Source organism: Halomonas litopenaei (assembly GCF_017303055.1).
Lineage (GTDB): Bacteria > Pseudomonadota > Gammaproteobacteria > Pseudomonadales > Halomonadaceae > Halomonas > Halomonas litopenaei_A.
In genome coordinates this window covers 24,406-41,041 of the sequence record NZ_JAEKJT010000009.1, presented here as the reverse complement: position 1 = coordinate 41,041, position 16,636 = coordinate 24,406, and the positions used below count along the sequence as shown (strand labels likewise).

The 16,636-nt window shown below is 62.9% G+C and carries 16 protein-coding genes; 14 read left to right on the top strand and 2 right to left on the bottom strand.

What is annotated here, in order from left to right; all coding sequences use genetic code 11:
* The first annotated feature begins 280 nt into the window (after window positions 1-280).
* The 11 genes from murJ to JF545_RS16770 all read left to right on the top strand — a co-directional run bounded on the left by murJ (window position 281) and on the right by JF545_RS16770 (window position 11,092).
* Window positions 281-1,804 (top strand): murein biosynthesis integral membrane protein MurJ, encoded by a 1,524-nt coding sequence (gene murJ / locus JF545_RS16820; RefSeq protein ID WP_206944236.1) that lies wholly within the window; start codon window positions 281-283, stop codon window positions 1,802-1,804.
* An 89-nt stretch (window positions 1,805-1,893) separates the two neighbouring features.
* Window positions 1,894-2,946, top strand: coding sequence for a bifunctional riboflavin kinase/FAD synthetase (gene ribF, locus JF545_RS16815; protein WP_206944000.1), 1,053 nt, complete (start codon window positions 1,894-1,896; stop codon window positions 2,944-2,946).
* Window positions 2,947-2,956: 10 nt separating this feature from the next.
* The gene (ileS, locus tag JF545_RS16810; protein WP_206943998.1) at window positions 2,957-5,803 is read left to right on the top strand and encodes an isoleucine--tRNA ligase; all 2,847 of its coding nucleotides are present in this window, start codon (window positions 2,957-2,959) and stop codon (window positions 5,801-5,803) included.
* A 37-nt stretch (window positions 5,804-5,840) separates the two neighbouring features.
* Window positions 5,841-6,347: a signal peptidase II gene (gene lspA, locus JF545_RS16805; RefSeq protein ID WP_224852145.1), complete on the top strand. Its 507-nt coding sequence runs from the start codon at window positions 5,841-5,843 to the stop codon at window positions 6,345-6,347.
* Window positions 6,348-6,411: 64 nt separating this feature from the next.
* Window positions 6,412-6,858 (top strand): FKBP-type peptidyl-prolyl cis-trans isomerase, encoded by a 447-nt coding sequence (gene fkpB, locus JF545_RS16800; RefSeq protein WP_206943994.1) that lies wholly within the window; start codon window positions 6,412-6,414, stop codon window positions 6,856-6,858.
* A 126-nt stretch (window positions 6,859-6,984) separates the two neighbouring features.
* Entirely contained in the window at window positions 6,985-7,938 is a 954-nt protein-coding gene (gene ispH, locus JF545_RS16795; RefSeq protein ID WP_206943993.1) for a 4-hydroxy-3-methylbut-2-enyl diphosphate reductase, read from the top strand.
* A 234-nt stretch (window positions 7,939-8,172) separates the two neighbouring features.
* Window positions 8,173-8,676, top strand: coding sequence for a type IV pilin protein (locus JF545_RS16790; RefSeq protein ID WP_206943992.1), 504 nt, complete (start codon window positions 8,173-8,175; stop codon window positions 8,674-8,676).
* Window positions 8,663-9,175 carry a GspH/FimT family pseudopilin gene (locus JF545_RS16785; RefSeq protein ID WP_206944235.1) on the top strand — a complete coding sequence of 171 codons (513 nt, stop codon included), beginning with the start codon at window positions 8,663-8,665 and terminating at the stop codon, window positions 9,173-9,175. The genes JF545_RS16790 and JF545_RS16785 overlap by 14 nt, the downstream gene beginning before the upstream one ends.
* Window positions 9,172-9,591 carry a type IV pilus modification protein PilV gene (gene pilV / locus JF545_RS16780; protein WP_206943991.1) on the top strand — a complete coding sequence of 140 codons (420 nt, stop codon included), beginning with the start codon at window positions 9,172-9,174 and terminating at the stop codon, window positions 9,589-9,591. Before JF545_RS16785 ends, pilV begins: the two co-directional genes overlap by 4 nt.
* Window positions 9,588-10,070 carry a PilW family protein gene (locus JF545_RS16775; protein WP_206943990.1) on the top strand — a complete coding sequence of 161 codons (483 nt, stop codon included), beginning with the start codon at window positions 9,588-9,590 and terminating at the stop codon, window positions 10,068-10,070. Before pilV ends, JF545_RS16775 begins: the two co-directional genes overlap by 4 nt.
* Complete coding sequence (locus JF545_RS16770; RefSeq protein WP_206943989.1) at window positions 10,067-11,092, top strand: PilX N-terminal domain-containing pilus assembly protein; 1,026 nt, start codon at window positions 10,067-10,069, stop codon at window positions 11,090-11,092. The genes JF545_RS16775 and JF545_RS16770 overlap by 4 nt, the downstream gene beginning before the upstream one ends.
* Window positions 11,093-11,214: 122 nt before the next feature.
* Here JF545_RS16770 and JF545_RS16765 read toward each other — a convergent pair whose 3' ends face one another.
* A complete protein-coding gene (locus JF545_RS16765) occupies window positions 11,215-11,787 on the bottom strand; it encodes a GspH/FimT family pseudopilin (protein WP_206943988.1) in 573 nt (190 codons plus the stop codon).
* A gap of 181 nt (window positions 11,788-11,968) precedes the next feature.
* Between JF545_RS16765 and thiO the strand changes: the two genes are divergently transcribed.
* Window positions 11,969-13,063 (top strand): glycine oxidase ThiO, encoded by a 1,095-nt coding sequence (gene thiO / locus JF545_RS16760; protein ID WP_206943987.1) that lies wholly within the window; start codon window positions 11,969-11,971, stop codon window positions 13,061-13,063.
* 22 nt (window positions 13,064-13,085) lie between these two features.
* Here the strand turns inward: thiO and JF545_RS16755 are convergent, their stop codons facing one another.
* Window positions 13,086-13,352, bottom strand: coding sequence for a PP0621 family protein (locus JF545_RS16755; protein ID WP_206943985.1), 267 nt, complete (start codon window positions 13,350-13,352; stop codon window positions 13,086-13,088).
* 110 nt (window positions 13,353-13,462) lie between these two features.
* Between JF545_RS16755 and JF545_RS16750 the strand changes: the two genes are divergently transcribed.
* A complete protein-coding gene (locus JF545_RS16750; protein ID WP_206943983.1) occupies window positions 13,463-15,094 on the top strand; it encodes an NAD+ synthase in 1,632 nt (543 codons plus the stop codon).
* A gap of 167 nt (window positions 15,095-15,261) precedes the next feature.
* Window positions 15,262-16,590 (top strand): ABC transporter substrate-binding protein, encoded by a 1,329-nt coding sequence (locus tag JF545_RS16745; RefSeq protein WP_206943981.1) that lies wholly within the window; start codon window positions 15,262-15,264, stop codon window positions 16,588-16,590.
* Window positions 16,591-16,636: the final 46 nt, after the last annotated feature.

Genomic DNA, 16,636 nt, shown 5'->3' with positions numbered 1-16,636 from the left:
AACCGGCTTCGGCCGGTTTTTTTGTGTCTGCTGATTGGCTCTGGCCACCACCGCCAGGTTGGCTTCCATGACGATGGTCCTGCAACGATGGTCCCGACACAAAGGGTCCTGCGATAAAGGGTGAGATGACGTGAGTGACGAGCGTCGACAGCCACAGGCGAGCAATGATCGCCCTGAGCACGAGGCGAGCGATCTGAGCCGCTCGCTGGAACAAGGCAGTGGAACTCCTGCTGGCGCGGCGGAGGATGGCGCTGCGCGTCCCCCCGCGCGGCGTGGCTTGATGCGCTCTGGCCTGGTGGTCAGCAGCATGACCATGGTGTCGAGAGTGCTGGGGTTGGTGCGCGACGTGGTGATTGCCACGTTGCTGGGGGCTGGGCAAGGTGCTGACGCCTTCTTCGTGGCGTTCAAGATCCCCAACTTCATGCGCCGGCTGTTTGCCGAGGGCGCCTTCAATCAGGCCTTCGTGCCTGTGCTGTCTGAGTATTCGACCACCCGCACCCGCGATGAGGTGCGTGAGCTGCTCAACGCCGTGTGTGGCAGCCTGGCTGCGGTGCTGGCACTGATCACCGCGCTGGCGATCGTGGCGGCGCCCTGGCTGACCTGGCTGTTTGCCCCCGGCTTTGCTCGCGACCCCGAAAAGCTGGCGCTGACGGCTGATATGCTCAGGCTGACCTTTCCCTATCTGCTGTTGATTTCGCTGACCGCATTCGCGGGCAGTGTGCTCAACACCTGGAATCGGTTTGCCGTGCCCGCCTTCACCCCGGTGCTGCTCAACCTGTCGCTGATCGGAGCTGCCCTGCTGCTGACTCCCTTGATGAGCGAGCCGTCCATGGCGCTGGCCTGGGGCGTGCTGATTGCGGGGGCGGCGCAGCTATTGTTTCAGGTGCCTTTTCTGGTCCGCCTGGGGCTTATGCCACGGCCCTGGCCAAACTTCGCTCATGAAGGCGTGCGCCGCATCCTCAAGCTGATGGCACCCGCGCTGTTCGGCGTATCGGTATCCCAGATCAACCTGCTGCTGGATACCATCCTGGCGTCGTTGCTGGCGGCCGGCAGTGTATCCTGGCTGTACTACTCGGACCGCTTGGTGGAGCTGCCGCTGGGCGTCTTTGGTGTCGCCATCGGGACGGTCATCCTGCCTGCCCTGTCACGCCGTCATGCGGAAGCCTCCACCGAGCATTTCAGTCAGATGCTGGACTGGGCGCTGCGTGCTGTCCTGCTGCTCGGGCTGCCGGCGGCGCTGGCGCTAGCACTGCTGGCCGAGCCGCTGCTGATCACGCTCTTCCACTATGGCGCCATGACCGACAATGACATCGTGATGGCGGCGATGAGCCTGCGTGCCTATGCCCTTGGGCTGGTGGCGTTCATGCTGATCAAGGTGCTGGCGCCAGGCTTCTTTGCCCGCCATGACACCAAGACGCCGGTCAAGGTAGGGATCGTCGCCATGGTGGCCAACATGGTCTTCAACCTGATCCTGATCTGGCCACTGGCCCACGCTGGCCTGGCCTTGGCGACCGCGCTGTCGGCTTTCCTGAACGCCGGCATGCTGGCGTGGCTGCTGCGTCGTCAAGGAGTGCTGAACTTTCAGCCTGGCTGGGGGCGTTTTGGGGTGCAGCTGGGGGGCGGCTGCGTCGCCATGGCGGGCGTGCTGATACTGCTGGCGCCTGACTGGCACCAGTGGCTGACCTGGTCGCTTGTCGCGCGGGCGCTGTGGATGCTTGGGCTGGTGGCCGCTGGCGGGGCGACCTATTTTGCCTGGCTTGGGATCACCGGTGTGCGCGTCAGGCACTTCCGGCTCAAGGGCTAGCCCATGGACGTGCAATGGGTCAGCGGGAAGACGTGGCCCCCTGCACTTCGTTATACTCGTCACCCTTTAGGTTCGGTGTGATCCGGCTCATGGAAGTAATCCGAGGCTTGCACAATCTGCGCGAGAGGCACAGAGGCACGGTCGCCACCATCGGCAACTTCGATGGGGTCCACCTGGGTCATCGTGCCATTCTCGACCAGTGTCACGCTGAGGCGGCCAGGCGCGACCTCGCGGTCACTGCGGTGGTGTTCGAACCCCAGCCCAGGGAGTATTTTGCCGGTGACCAGGCGCCACCGCGGCTGACGCGCTTGCGTGACAAGGTAAAGTTGCTGGGCGAGTGCGGCGTTGATCGGGTGCTGTGTCTGCCGTTCAACGAATCGCTGCGCCAGCTGACGGCAGCGCAGTTCATCGACCGGGTACTGGTCGAGGGCCTGGATGTTCAGCATCTGGTGGTGGGAGACGACTTCCGCTTTGGCTGCGACCGCCGTGGGGATTTCGCCCTGTTGACCGAAGCAGGGAAATGTCAGGGGTTCACGGTAGAACATACCCTGACCTTCCGTGTCGATGATGACAGGGTGTCGAGCACGCGGGTGCGAACCCTGCTGGCCTGCGGCAATTTCAAGGCAGCGGCTCAACTGCTTGGGCGCCCTTACTGCTTTCGCGGGCGGGTGGTGCCTGACCAGCAGCGTGGCCGCACCATCGGTGTCCCGACGGCTAACCTTCCGTTGCTGCCAGGACCGCTGGTGCTGCGAGGTGTCTATGCGGCCATGGTGGAGGTGGAAGGCGATAGCGGCACGCGCTATCCGGCCGTGGTGAACATTGGCTGGCGCCCCACGGTGGGGTCGGTACGCCCTGTGCTCGAGGCACACCTGCTGGACGTTGAGCGTGATCTCTACGGTCGACGGCTGACAGTAGTGCCCTGTGCCAAGCTGCGGGGGGAGGAGACCTTTGCCGACTTTGCCGCGCTGAAGACACAGATCTATGCCGATATCGACCGGGCCCGCGAGGTGTTTGCCCGGTACGACAGCGGTAGACGACCCTTTTTTGAAGAGTATCCTCTGGCGTCGGCGCCCCGTGCGCGCGAGGCCGTAACCCAGGATTCCCCGGCGGGGCAGGGCCCCGCCGATCATGATGACGGCTGACCCCAGGACTATGAGCGACTACAAGCACACTCTGAATCTGCCAGAAACCGAATTCCCGATGCGCGGCATGCTGCCCAAGCGCGAGCCGGCCCGGATTGAACAGTGGCAGAAGCTGGACATTTACCAGCGCTTGCGTGAAGCACGCCAGGGCCAGGAGGTGTTCGTGCTGCACGACGGCCCTCCCTACGCCAATGGCAGCATTCACATCGGTCATGCCGTCAACAAGATTCTCAAGGACATTATCGTCAAGTCGAAGAACCTGGCGGGCTTCGATGCACCCTACGTGCCGGGCTGGGATTGTCACGGCCTGCCCATCGAGCACAAGGTCGAGACAACCCACGGCAAGCACCTGGAGCCCGAAAAGGCGCGGGCCCTGTGTCGTGACTACGCCGCCGAGCAGGTCCAGGGCCAGCTTCAGGACTTTGTGCGTCTGGGCGTGGTGGGCGACTGGGACAACCCGTATCGCTCCATGGATTACGCCAATGAGGGCGGTGAGATTCGCGCGCTGGCCGATATGGTCAAGGGCGGCTACGTGTTCAAGGGACTCAAGCCGGTCAACTGGTGCTTCGATTGCGGTTCTGCCCTGGCCGAGGCCGAGGTCGAGTACGCCGACAAGAAGTCCGATGCCATCGATGTGGCCTTCACCTGTGCCGATGCGGACAAGCTCGCCGCCGCGTTCGGCCTGGACAGCCTGACGAAGCCTGCCGCCGTGGTGATCTGGACCACGACGCCCTGGACCATTCCGGCCAACCAGGCGCTCAACGTCCATCCCGAATTCAACTATGCGCTGGTCGACACGGGCGAGCGCCTGCTGCTGTTGGCCGAGGACCTGGTAGAGAGCTGCCTGGAACGCTTCGGTCTCAGCGGTGACGTGGTCGCTACCGCTCGCGGTGAGCGCCTGGAGCTGATCGAGTTCCAGCACCCGCTGTATGAGCGCACCGCGCCGATGTATCTGGCCGACTACGTGACCTGCGATGAAGGCAGCACCGGCATCGTTCACTCGGCACCGGTGCACGGGGTCGATGACTTCGACTCCTGCCGTCGCTACGGCATGGACTTCAGCGACTTCATCAGCGTGGTCAAGGGCGACGGTTGCTATGTCGATGATCTGCCCCTGTTCGGTGGCATGCTGATCTGGAAGGCCAATCCGAAGATCGTCGAGGCCCTGTCCGAGACAGGTGCGCTGATGGCCCACAAGACCATCACTCACAGCTACATGCACTGCTGGCGCCACAAGACGCCGGTCATCTACCGTGCTACCGCCCAGTGGTTCGTCGGTATGGACATTCCGGGGCACGATGGCCGCACCCTGCGCGAGAGTGCACTTGAGGGCATCGAAGCGACCCAGTTCGTGCCGGCCTGGGGCAAGGCTCGCCTGCATAGCATGATCGCCAACCGCCCGGACTGGTGTATCTCCCGCCAGCGTAACTGGGGGGTTCCGATCCCGTTCTTCCTGCACAAGGAGACCGGCGAGCTGCACCCGCGCACGGTAGAGTTGACCGAGCAAGTGGCAGACCTGGTCGACCAGGCCGGCATCGACGCCTGGTTCAGCCTTGATCCGGCAGAGCTGCTTGGCGACGAGGCCGGTCAGTATGACAAGGTCACCGACACGCTGGATGTGTGGTTCGACTCTGGTACTACCCATCGCCATGTGCTGCGTGGCTCGCACCCCCATGGGCACCAGAGCGGGCCGCGAGCGGACCTCTACCTGGAGGGCTCCGACCAGCATCGTGGCTGGTTCCACTCATCGCTGTTGACCGGCTGCGCCATCGATGGTCATCCACCTTATCGCGGTCTCCTGACCCACGGCTTCACCGTTGACGCGCAAGGCCGCAAGATGTCCAAGTCCATGGGCAATGTGGTGGCTCCGCAGGAGGTGATGGACAAGTTGGGGGCCGACATCCTCCGCCTGTGGGTGGCGTCTACCGACTACTCAGGCGAGATGGCGGTGTCGGACGAGATCTTGAAGCGCACCGCTGACGTCTACCGGCGCATTCGTAATACCGCACGCTTCCTGCTGGCCAACCTCAACGGCTTCAACCCCGAGCGCGATGCGCTGGCCTTCGATGACATGCTGGCATTGGACCAGTGGGTGGTGGACCGCGCGGCCCAGCTGCAGGAGCGCATCGAGACGGCCTATGCCGAGTATCGCTTCCTCGACGTCTATCAGCAGGTGCATGGTTTCTGTGCGCGGGAGCTGGGTGGCTTCTACCTGGATGTGATCAAGGATCGCCAGTACACCACCCAGGCGGACTCCCAGGCCCGCCGCAGCGCCCAGACCGCGCTGTATCACGTGGTTCAGGCGCTGGTGCGCTGGGTCGCGCCGATCCTGTCGTTCACCGCCGAGGAAATCTTCGAGAATATTCCTGGTGAGCAAGGTCTGGAGCAGGGCCGCAGCGTACTGCTGGAGACCTACTACACCGGTCTGTCCACCCTCAGTGGCGACGCCAGCATGGGCCGTGACTTCTGGGAGCAGGTGCTGACCGTCAAGCAAGCGGTCAACAAGTGCCTGGAAGACGCCCGTAACGCCAAGACCATCAAGGGCAGCCTGGCCGCCGAGGTGACGCTGTACGTCAGCGATGAACTCAGCGAGCTACTGTCGCGGCTGGGCGATGAGCTGCGCTTTGTCATGCTCACCAGCGACGTGCGCCTGGCGCCGCTGGCCGAGGCCAGCGATGCCGCGGATACCGATGTCGAAGGTCTCAAGGTGGCAGTGAGTGCCAGTGACCACGCCAAGTGTGAGCGCTGCTGGCATCATCGTCCTGAGGTAGGCTCGCTGCCCGAGCACCCCGACCTGTGCTCGCGCTGTGTCAGCAACCTGCCCGATGGCTCGGGCGAGGTGCGTTACTATGCCTGATTCGGCCGAGTCGACTGCCAAGGAGGCAAAGGACGCGATGAGTTCTCAGGTGCAACCGATGAAGCAGCCGCTGCGCTGGTGGTGGCTGGCGTTGGTCTGGATCGTGCTCGACCTTGGAACCAAGGCGCTGATGAGCCAGTCCCTGAGCTACGCTACGCCGGTTGAAGTGCTGCCGTTCTTCAACCTGACGTTGCTGCACAACACTGGTGCCGCCTTCAGCTTCCTGGCTGACCACCCAGGCTGGCAGCGCTGGCTGTTTGCCGCCATTGCGGTGGCGGCCACCGTCGGCCTGACCATCTGGATGAAGCGGCTGCGCCAGGATGAAAAGCTGCTGGGAGCTTGCCTGGCGCTGATCATCGGGGGCGCCCTGGGCAACCTTTACGATCGGCTGGTGCATGGCTACGTGGTCGACTTTCTGTCGTTCCATGTGGCGGGCTGGTACTACCCGGCCTTCAACGTGGCCGATATCGGTATTACCCTGGGGGCCATCGGCCTGATCTGGGAGTCCATCTTCGGCGAACGTCGACGCGCCCGGCGCGGCTAACCCCCTCCTTTGCCGGCGGGGGCGTTACCGACCCCCGCCGGTCTGTCACTCTTTTGGAGATCCCATGAGCGACTACCGTATCGACGAGGGCATGGAAGTCACTCTGCACTTCACCCTCAAGCTGGAAGATGGCACCGTGGTGGACAGCACCCGCGACAAGAGTCCAGCTACCTTTCAGCTGGGCGACGGCAACCTGCCACCCGGTTTCGAGCAACCGCTGAAGGGCATGACAGATGGCGACAGCGGCAGCTTCGAGGTCAGCCCCGAGCATGCCTTTGGCCAGCACAATCCGCAGAATATTCAGCGCATGAAGCGCGATGTGTTCAACGGCGATGAGCCCGAAGTGGGCACCGTGATGTCGTTTGCCGACGTCAACGGTGACGAGCTTCCCGGTGTCATCACCGAGCTGGATGGAGACATGGTGGAAGTGGACTTCAACCATCCGCTGGCAGGACGCACCCTGACCTTTGAGGTCGAGGTACTGGGCGTCAAACCCGCCACGACGCACTGACAGGCCTGCGTCTCTGGGTGTGTCAGGCGAGGCCCAGCGGGTGAGAGCCTGATCCACCAGCAGTGTATTCATTTGCTAAACCACCGCTCAATCAGACGCCTAGAAGGCGCCAAGGCAAGGCAGACCATGCAAATCAAGTTGGCCAATCCCCGCGGCTTCTGTGCCGGCGTCGACCGGGCCATCGATATCGTCAACAGCGCGCTGGATGTGTTCGGACCGCCGATCTATGTGCGTCATGAAGTGGTCCACAACCGCTTTGTGGTCGATAGCCTGCGTGAGCGCGGCGCGGTCTTCGTCGAAGAGCTGCATGAAGTGCCCGATGATGTCATCGTGATCTTTTCCGCCCACGGTGTATCGCGAGCGGTGCAAGAGGAAGCCGAGCAGCGCGGGTTGAAGGTGTTTGATGCCACCTGCCCATTGGTGACCAAGGTGCATATGGAGGTGCTTCGCTATGCCCGCCGTGGGCAAGAGTGCATCTTGATCGGCCACGAGGGCCACCCTGAAGTGGAAGGGACCATGGGACGTTATGATGTTTCCTATGGTGGCCAGATCTACCTGGTGGAGGATGAGGATGACGTCGCTCGGCTGGAGGTCAAGGATCCCAGTCGGCTCGCCTTCGTCACCCAGACGACCCTCTCCATGGATGACACCGCTCGCGTGATTGACGCCTTGCGTGCGACCTTCCCCGAGATACAAGGCCCGCGCAAGGACGATATCTGCTACGCCACCCAGAATCGTCAGGATGCGGTGAGGGAACTGGCCGCGGCAACAGATCTGGTGTTGGTGGTGGGTAGCCCGAACAGCTCCAATTCCAATCGACTGCGGGAGCTTTCCGAACGTGTGGGCACCGCCGCCTACCTTATCGACAATGCCGAGCAAATTGATCCGGCGTGGGTCGACGGCGTGACTTCCGTCGGCGTTACGGCCGGGGCCAGTGCCCCCGAAGTGCTGGTCAAGGGTGTGATCGACCGGCTGATCGAACTGGGAGCCGAAGCGCCCGAGGAACTGGCAGGACGTGAAGAAACGATTACCTTCTCGATGCCCCGAGAGCTGCGTGACCGGGTTATCGTCAGCGACTAGTCTTCGAGCAAGACCCCTTGCGAGCGTTGAGCTTCACGCCGACAAGAATGCGTCGATAAGAAAGCACCGATACGAAAGCGCCGCCTGTCACAGGGCGGCGTTTTTGCATTCAAGGCTCAGGGTGACCAGATTTCTGTGCCTATTCGTTGCTCTGTGACAGATCCTTGATCCAGCGCCTGCCTTTGGCCGTCCCTCTGGGACATACTTGGGGCGAAAACGAGCCGGAGATGCCTGATGATGGTAAGACTGCAGCCGCCAGCCAGGCGTGGTGCATGCGTGGGGGATCGCCAAAGGCGCACAGCAGGTAGCCGCCGTTGCGCTGGCTCCCGGCCTTCGTCAGGACGGCAGACGGCAGCAGGGGGGCGGCGAGGCCAGGCGGGCTTTACGCTGCTGGAATTGCTGCTGTGTGTCGCCATCCTGGGCCTGTTGGCATCGGTGGCATACCCGATGTACACCGAACACCTGCGGGAGAGCCGGGTCGCCGATGGCCGCGCGCTGCTGTTGACCGCGGCCTCTTCATTGGAGCGCTGCTACACCCGTGACCAGGCGTATGATGCGCCCGCCTGCGATGGCCTGGCCACGCCCTCGGCGTCAGGTTTCTATCTGCTGACCGTGGAGCGTTATCCGGGTCGCTTCTTTCTTGAGGCCCGGGCGGTGGATGCCCACTCGGTCAAGGGCGGATGCGACAGCCTGACCATGGACCAGACCGGGGAGCGTGCACCGAATGAGTGCTGGTAGTCGCCGCCAGCGAGGGATGACCTTGATGGAGCTGGTCCTGGGCTTGGCGGTGGTCGCGCTGATGGCGACGGTGGCGGTGCCCAATCTGCACCAGTGGTTGCGGCATGAGCGTCTGGTCGCCGATGCCAACCAGCTGGTGGGCGCCTTGACCCTGGCACGGACGACGGCCCTGACTCGCCGTCAGAATGTGACAGTACGAGTGCAGGAATGCAGCGGTCACTGGCGACTGGAGGTGCTGGCAGGCAACAGCGCTGCTGAGGGTTGTCCCGTGTCCGCCAGTCACGGCGAACCAGCGCTGATGATCGAGCAAAGCTCACGTACCGATGGTACGACCCTGACCGCCGGTGACGTCACCTTTGACCTCATGGGGCGGCTTGACCAGTGTCATTTCGAGCCACCATGCCGGCTGTGGCTGAGCTCGCCTGCAGGCGAGCGCCGCTGGATCCGCGTGGAGCCCAGCGGCATCGTACGCTCGGGGGCGGGAGAGGGGGCCGTATGAGCACGCCAGCGAGGCAGCGTGGCTTTTCCCTGCTTGAGGCACTGGTGGCCCTGCTGCTGCTGTCAGTTGGCTTGCTGGGTATTGCAGGGCTGCAGCTGCGCAGCCTCCAGGGGGCGCACTCCAGCATTCAGCGGTCTCTCGCCGACCTGGCCGCCCAGGATGCCAGGGAGCTGCTGTGGGCGAGCATGACGGCGCTAGACGGCGAGTGTCCTCCCGATGCTGCGCAAAGCCTTCGCTCACATCAGTGGCACCTGCATTGGGCGCCCTTTCTACCGGGTCTTGCCGACGCCGATCAGTCGATCGAGCCTGCCGAAGACTGCGCCTTCAAGATATCGATTCGCTGGCAGGACGAACGCTTCTCCGATCCCAGCGTGTTCGAGTACTGGGTCAAGTTGCCGGTCAGGGATCACATATGAGCGGGCTGGGGCGCGGGCACGTCGCTATCCGCCTGGGCGCGCAGCGTGGCGTGTCACTGGTCGAGCTGATGGTGGCCATGCTGGTGGGGAGCCTGGTCATCCTTGCCGCGGGGAACCTGTTTCATGAGGCCAATGTCAGCGCCAATACGGTCTTGCGACTCGCCGATCGTCAGGCAGTGATCAGCTATGCGTTGGATACCGTGACCGCCGCGGTGCGGCGCGGGGCGGCTGACGTAGACAGCTACGTGCTCCGGCCTTCGCTCGATGGCGAAGGCTGCACCCTGCACGATGCGCTGAGTGGTGAGCCCTTGGTCGATGGCCTGGCCGATAGCGGTCACTGTGACCAGGATCCCGTGCTGGAGTCGCTTGGTGAGGGGCTCTATCGCATCACGCTGAGCCTGCCTCACAGTCCCGTGCCCTTGTCGTTGCACGTGGTAAATCGCCAGACCGCCATGGCGTCGCTGGAGGGCTCGCCATGAACAGATGTTCGAGGTGCGACAGACAGCGTGGGGCGGTGCTTCTGGTGGTGCTGTCGCTGGTGGCCATCGCCTCGGTGATTGCCATGGCAGCGGTCCAGTCCTCCGTGGTCGACGAACGTCTTGCCGGCAATATGCGAGCCATGGCTCAAGCACAGATGGCCGCCGACTGGGGCGCTGCCGAGGTGATGCAAGATCTCGATATGACCCTGTCGGCCACCGAGGAAACCTGCCAGGTGTTGGAGCAGCAGGTGATGGCAGGAGGGTGGGGGCCCTCCTGGCGAGAGGCGGGTACCCTGCCGAATCAGCCTGGCGTTGGCTACCGGTGGTCCCCTTGCGATCATGAGGGAAGTGCGGCTCGTCTTGTCGTGGGCTACGTCGAGGATGGGTCTCATCATCTGGCATTGCACGGTGTCATTATTGCCGCATCGAAAGGGGACGGTGGCGCAAGTCCCGTTCCCGCGCTCCCGGATGGCTGTGACACCGTGTCGGCGGGCCCCTTCGTCAACTATGGTCCGAACGATGTGCAGATGTGCTGGAACACTGCGCCGTCGCCAGGGCAGTCCGCTCCGTCGCTCGACCCGAGACCCTACATGGATGAAGTGTTCGCGGCCTTTGAGGGGGTGCCGTTTGATGCGAGTGGCTGTGCGTATCAGAATCACACCGTGCTGTGCGATAGCGACAGGGGCTTTGACGGCACCATGGACCTGTCCGCCCACGCTGACCTGGATGCGGTGATCGTGGATGGGGCGGTGACCATGACGCTGCCTTCCGGCAGCTATGGCTGTGATGTGGTGGCGACGGGGCAGGTCACGCTGAATGGTCAGGGTGGCGTTATCCTGGACGGCAGCGTCTGGGCGAACGGTATTTCCATTCACGGTGATGTGGACAATGCGACGTTCGAGGTGCAAGGGGCGTTGGTGTCGGCGGGGACTGTGATTGTCGATCACAACGTGAGGGTAGAGCCGGAGCTCGGTGGTGGTGATAGTGCCGATGGTGCCCTGTGGCTGGATCGATCCGCCTAGGGCTTGTACGAAAAGTGCCTGCGCTTGGTGATACGGCGTTAAAAATCGTCTGGTACGCCAGCCCGGTCAAAATGCTCATTTACACCTCGTAAACTGCGCTTTCTCACCGATTTTTGCCTTGTCTAACCTTCACTCGTCGACTTTTCGGACAAAGCCCAGCCTTCGAGGCAGGGCGTCGTTGTTGAGCGAGTCTCGCTGCGCAGGCGGCCGAAATTGCTGAGTACCAGGCGCACATGACGCCGGTCGTTTGTGCACAGCTCGAAGGTCCCGTTGTGCCCGCTGGCCCGTCCATTGGCCAAGAACCTGACGGGCTTGTGGTCCTCGCGAAAGCGAATGCGCGGCAGCAGGCTTGGAGGGAACACTCGCAGTGTGGCGCCACCCCAGTTCGGAGCTCCTGCCTTGATCAACAGCTTTCCTGTCCAGTCAGTACCGCAGTGTACGCCATCAGCACTAGGACACAGGGTGACCTCGGAGGCACGCACAATCGCGGTACTGCGGGTCAGCGCCAGGGCGTCCTGTAGCCGCGCAACGTCGCTGGCGATATGCTGGCGAGCGATCATCGCGCGATAGCCCGGCACGGCCACCGCGCTCAGCATGCCGATAATGGCGATGACCAGCAGCAATTCCAGCAGGGTCGCACCCGACTGAGGCCTTTGGGGGCAAGGACGGTGCGCAGCAGATCGGTCGTCGTCCATGGCAATCTCCCTTCGCTGCCGCCAATGCTGGCGAAATGAACGGGCAGACCTCCGTCGCGCCCGGCGTCATGCCCCTGGGGCTGACGACAAAGGTGATGATGGCGTTGAAGCGGTGCTGGTCGTGCTGGTGTTGTTCCGAGTGTAGTTCTCGATAGTGGGGTAGACAGGTGGGAGGCGTGTTTTGAGCGAGTTTGTGGTGATCGGCGGTGGCGTGATTGGGCTGATGACGGCCCTGCAGTTGGCAGATGCTGGCCACAGCATCACGGTGATCGACCGCGGGCAATGTGGAAGAGAAGCCTCCTGGGCGGGAGGAGGGATCGTCTCGCCGCTTTACCCATGGCGCTATAGCGACCCTGTTTCCCAGTTGGCGAGCTGGTCCGAGGGCGCCTATCCCGAGCTGTCGCTGCGCCTGCTCGAAGAGACAGGGATAGATCCAGAATACCGTCAGAAGGGGCTTCTCTACCTGCGTGTCGAAGATGAAACACGCGCCTTGGCGTGGGCCAGGGGAGTCGGCAAGCCGCTGTCTCGGGTAGGGGCGGAGGTGATTCGCGCCAAGGAGCCTCAGGTGCGTCAGGATGTCGAGGACGCCCTGTGGATGCCAACGCTGGGCAGTATTCGCAACCCGCGCTTGATGCGTTCGCTCAAGACGAGGCTTTCAAGCATGCCTGGCGTGACCTTTGCCGAGCAGACGTCGGTCACAGGGCTCAACCGGCAGGGCCAGCGCGTCATCTCGGTAGCCACGGACCAGGGAGACGTCGGCGCTGACCAGGTAGTGATCTGTGCGGGTGCATGGTCCGCCCAGCTGGCCAAGCTGGCGGATCTCAGCCTGCCGGTGCGGCCGGTCAAGGGCCAGATGCTGCTGTTCAAGGCGCCGCCTGGCATGGTGGAGCGGGTGGTGTTGATGGACGGGCGCTACGTGATTCCCCGGGGTGATGGTCGCGTGCTGGCAGGCTCGACGCTGGAGGAAGCCGGGTTCGACAAGGGAGTCGATGAGCAGGCCCGGCAATCATTGTGGCAGTCTGCCACCGGGATCATCCCTGCGCTGGCAAGCTGCGAGGTAGAACACCAGTGGGCGGGGCTGCGCCCGGGGTCGCCCGATGGGGTGCCCTTCATCGGCAGAGCCCCCGGCTGGGACAACCTGCACGTCAATGCCGGGCATTATCGTAATGGCCTGGTGCTGGCTCCGGCGTCTACGCGGCTGCTGGTCGACCAGATGCTGGGACGCCGGCCCATTATCGAGCCCTCCGCCTATGCCCTGGAGGGCCGGCTGGAGTAATGACAGGCTCGGCCCCCGAGGCCTAGTTGTCGCTGTCCTTGTCCTCGTGCTCTGCCAGGGACTTGTCACGATGGTCGCCACAGCAGAACCACTTTCCCTGCGCACGCAGGGCGTCCTGTTCCGGCAGATGCACGTTGCACCAGCTGCAGCGGACCATTTTTCCGCCCTGCTGTGTGCTCGGGCCGTGGTCTTGTTGCTCGAGCTTCCATTCGCGGTACATGCGATACAGCTTGAGCCCGGCGAAAAACACCACGGCAAAGATCAGCAGACGGATAATCAATAGGTTCATCCTTACTCCCGGTGGGGAGGCGGCCCTCGATGAGCGGCGGCCTTTGCCACTTGGCGGCCCTTGCGGGACAATGGGTTGACCCTATCGATTTTCGAGAGATTTCTTCGCTCATGCAAGACCTGACTCTGGTGATGGCGCAGCTCGATCCCCTGGTGGGCGACATCCCCGGCAATGCCGACCGGGCGATCGAGACCGTGCGGGAGGCCTACCTCGAGCACGGCGCTGACGTGGTTGTTCTGCCGGAACTTTTTCTGACCGGCTATCCCCCCGAAGACCTCTTGCTGCGCCCCTCCATGGAGACGCGATTGCGTGAAGCTCGCGCACGCATGGCCGCCAAGATGGTGCGCGACGTGATGGTCATCGTTGGCTATCCCGGACGTCGCGAAGGCGCGCTCTACAATATGGCGGGCGTCCTCTACAACGGACAGTGGCTGGATGAATACGCCAAGCAGGCGCTGCCCAACTACCAGGTCTTCGACGAGCAGCGCTACTTTACTGCCGGTACGAGCCCCTTGGTGATCGAGCATAAAGGGGCGAAGCTGGGGGTCCTGATCTGTGAGGACATCTGGCAGGAAGCGCCGATCCAGGCGACTCGTGCTGCCGGTGCTGACATCCTGGTGACGTTGAATGCTTCACCCTATCACCAGAACAAGCCTGCGGAGCGCCTGGCACTGCTCGAGCAGCGCGCACGTGATGCGGGACTGCCGCTGGTGTACGTCAACCAGATCGGCGGCCAGGATGAGCTGGTGTTTGACGGTGGCTCTTGCTGCGTCGACGCCGATGGCAGCCTCGCCGTCCAGGCTCCCCACTGGGACATCTGGCTGAGCCCTGTTCATTTTTCGCACGAAAAGGGTCGCTGGACACCGCGCCAGGGGGAGGTAGACCTCGACGTGGCGCCAGAAGAAGACCTTTACAGTGCGCTGGTCACCGGGCTGAGAGACTACGTCAACAAGAGCGGTTTCCAGGGGGTGGTACTGGGCCTCTCCGGTGGTATCGATTCGGCGCTGTCGTTGGCCATCGCGGTTGATGCACTGGGGCCTCAGCGGGTGCACGCGGTGATGATGCCGTATCACTACACCGCCGATATCTCCAAGGAAGATGCCGCCGAACAGGCCCGACTTCTCGGTGTCAGCTACGAGGTCATGCCCATCGCGCCCATGGTTGAAGCCTTCATGGACACTCTGGCCGAGAGCTTCGAAGGGACCGAGCGGGATACCACCGAGGAAAACCTGCAGTCACGCTGTCGCGGCGTGCTGTTGATGGCACTGTCGAACAAGAAGGGACTGATGGTCCTGACGACCGGCAACAAGAGTGAAATGGCGGTGGGTTACGCCACTCTCTACGGCGACATGGTGGGGGGCTACAACGCGATCAAGGACGTCTACAAGACGTGGGTGTATCGCCTGGCACGCTGGCGCAACACCGAAAACCTGGTCATCCCCGAGCGCGTGATCGATCGTCCGCCCTCCGCGGAGCTGGCGCCGGACCAGCAGGACAGTGACTCGCTGCCTGACTACGACACCCTGGATGCCATTCTGGTGCGCTATATCGAGGGTGACATGAGTGCCGAAGCCATCATCGCGGCAGGGTACAGTGCCGAGGATGTGTACAAGGTGGTCAAGCTGGTGGACCGCTGTGAGTACAAGCGCCGACAGGCACCGGTCGGAGTACGCGTGACCCAGCGCGGATTTGGCCGCGACCGCCGCTATCCCATTGTCAACGGCTGGCAACCTGGCAGCTGATCCTTCTCCCCTCTAGTCGTTACCCGCACGCCCTGCGACGGTCGCTTCGGACCATTGCAGGGCGTTGTTGGTTGTGTGCATAGCTGCACAGTTACGGAGTGTGTATCCGGCGGAGCCTGCTAAGTTTGCTTAATAGGTGTTTGTTAAAGGCAACTTTAGGAGGTGCCATGTTGCTCAGAACCGTGTTGGTAACAGGCAGCCTGACATGCGTGTTAAGCACGGGGGCGGCGCTCGCTGAATCGTCGCCGATCAGTGCCTTGACCATCGCCACGGTGGGCAACCGTGACATGGTCCGCATGCAACAGCTCAGTGAGGGCTTTACCGCCGCGAATCCAGATATCGAGTTGCAGTGGGTGGCGCTGGATGAAAACACTCTGCGTCAGCATGTGACGACGGATATCGCCACTGCGGGGGGGCGCTTTGACATCGTGACCATTGGTACCTACGAGGCAGCGATCTGGGCCGAGCGAGGGTGGCTGCTTCCCCTTGACGACCTGCCAGCCAGCTACCAGGTGGATGATCTACTGCCCACAGTGCGTGAAGCGCTGTCGTTCCAGGGGCAGCTTTATGCTGCTCCATTCTATGCGGAGTCGGCATTTACCCTGTATCGCGAGGATCTTTTCGCCGAAGCCGGGTTGAGCATGGTCGAGTCACCGAGCTGGGAGTTCATCGCCCGGGCTGCCGCTGCGTTGCATGACCCTGATGAGCACTACGGCATATGCCTCAGGGGCAAGCCGGGCTGGGGCGAAAACATGGCGCTGTTGACGGCGATGGCGAACGCCTATGGTGGCCGCTGGTTCGACATGCAGTGGGTCCCGCAGTTGGCGACGGCCGCCTGGCGTGACGCCCTGGACCAATACCTATCGTTGCTGTGGAAGTATGGCCCACCGAACCCGGAGCAACTGGGCTTCAATGACAACCTGGCGCTGTTTCAGCAGGGCAAGTGCGCGATCTGGGTGGATGCTACGGTCGCGGCGTCCGCCGTCACCAACCCACGAGAGTCAATGGTGGCCGATCGGGTGGGGTTTGCACTGGCGCCACAGCAGGGGTTGGGCAAGCGAGCCAACTGGCTGTGGGCATGGGCGCTAGCGATACCGTCGAGCTCCACTAGTAGCGACGCGGCAAAGCGTTTCATCGCCTGGGCCACCTCGGCAGACTTCCAACGTCAGGTCGCCGAGGATGAAGGGTGGGCTCAGGTCCCTCCCGGTACTCGCCGCTCCCTCTATGACAATCCCCACTATCAGGCCGCAGCGCCATACAGTGACATGGTGCTGGAATCGCTGACAGCCGCAGATCCTGGGAACCCGACGGTGGATCCAGTGCCGTATCGTGGCATCCAGTACGTGGCGATTGCTGCCTTTCCTGGTATCGCCACGGCGGTAGGCAATCGCTTCGCGAAGGCGCTGGCTGGCGAGATAACGGTCGATGAGGCGCTGGAAAACGCGCAGTGGGTGACCCAGAAGGTGGCCGAGCAGGCCCGCTTTGCCGATCAATGATGCATCGGCTGTGGGCGTCATTTGCCGACGTGAAGCTAGCGCCAGG

Bases quoted from the DNA above. Each gene is read 5' to 3' on its own strand.
- murJ (WP_206944236.1), top strand. From the start codon at position 281: ATGCGCTCTGGCCTGGTGGTCAGCAGCATGACCATGGTGTCGAGAGTG.
- ribF (WP_206944000.1), top strand. From the start codon at position 1,894: ATGGAAGTAATCCGAGGCTTGCACAATCTGCGCGAGAGGCACAGAGGC.
- ileS (WP_206943998.1), top strand. From the start codon at position 2,957: ATGAGCGACTACAAGCACACTCTGAATCTGCCAGAAACCGAATTCCCG.
- lspA (WP_224852145.1), top strand. From the start codon at position 5,841: ATGAGTTCTCAGGTGCAACCGATGAAGCAGCCGCTGCGCTGGTGGTGG.
- fkpB (WP_206943994.1), top strand. From the start codon at position 6,412: ATGAGCGACTACCGTATCGACGAGGGCATGGAAGTCACTCTGCACTTC.
- ispH (WP_206943993.1), top strand. From the start codon at position 6,985: ATGCAAATCAAGTTGGCCAATCCCCGCGGCTTCTGTGCCGGCGTCGAC.
- JF545_RS16790 (WP_206943992.1), top strand. From the start codon at position 8,173: ATGATGGTAAGACTGCAGCCGCCAGCCAGGCGTGGTGCATGCGTGGGG.
- JF545_RS16785 (WP_206944235.1), top strand. From the start codon at position 8,663: ATGAGTGCTGGTAGTCGCCGCCAGCGAGGGATGACCTTGATGGAGCTG.
- pilV (WP_206943991.1), top strand. From the start codon at position 9,172: ATGAGCACGCCAGCGAGGCAGCGTGGCTTTTCCCTGCTTGAGGCACTG.
- JF545_RS16775 (WP_206943990.1), top strand. From the start codon at position 9,588: ATGAGCGGGCTGGGGCGCGGGCACGTCGCTATCCGCCTGGGCGCGCAG.
- JF545_RS16770 (WP_206943989.1), top strand. From the start codon at position 10,067: ATGAACAGATGTTCGAGGTGCGACAGACAGCGTGGGGCGGTGCTTCTG.
- JF545_RS16765 (WP_206943988.1), bottom strand. From the start codon at position 11,787: ATGGACGACGACCGATCTGCTGCGCACCGTCCTTGCCCCCAAAGGCCT.
- JF545_RS16755 (WP_206943985.1), bottom strand. From the start codon at position 13,352: ATGAACCTATTGATTATCCGTCTGCTGATCTTTGCCGTGGTGTTTTTC.
- JF545_RS16750 (WP_206943983.1), top strand. From the start codon at position 13,463: ATGCAAGACCTGACTCTGGTGATGGCGCAGCTCGATCCCCTGGTGGGC.
- JF545_RS16745 (WP_206943981.1), top strand. From the start codon at position 15,262: ATGTTGCTCAGAACCGTGTTGGTAACAGGCAGCCTGACATGCGTGTTA.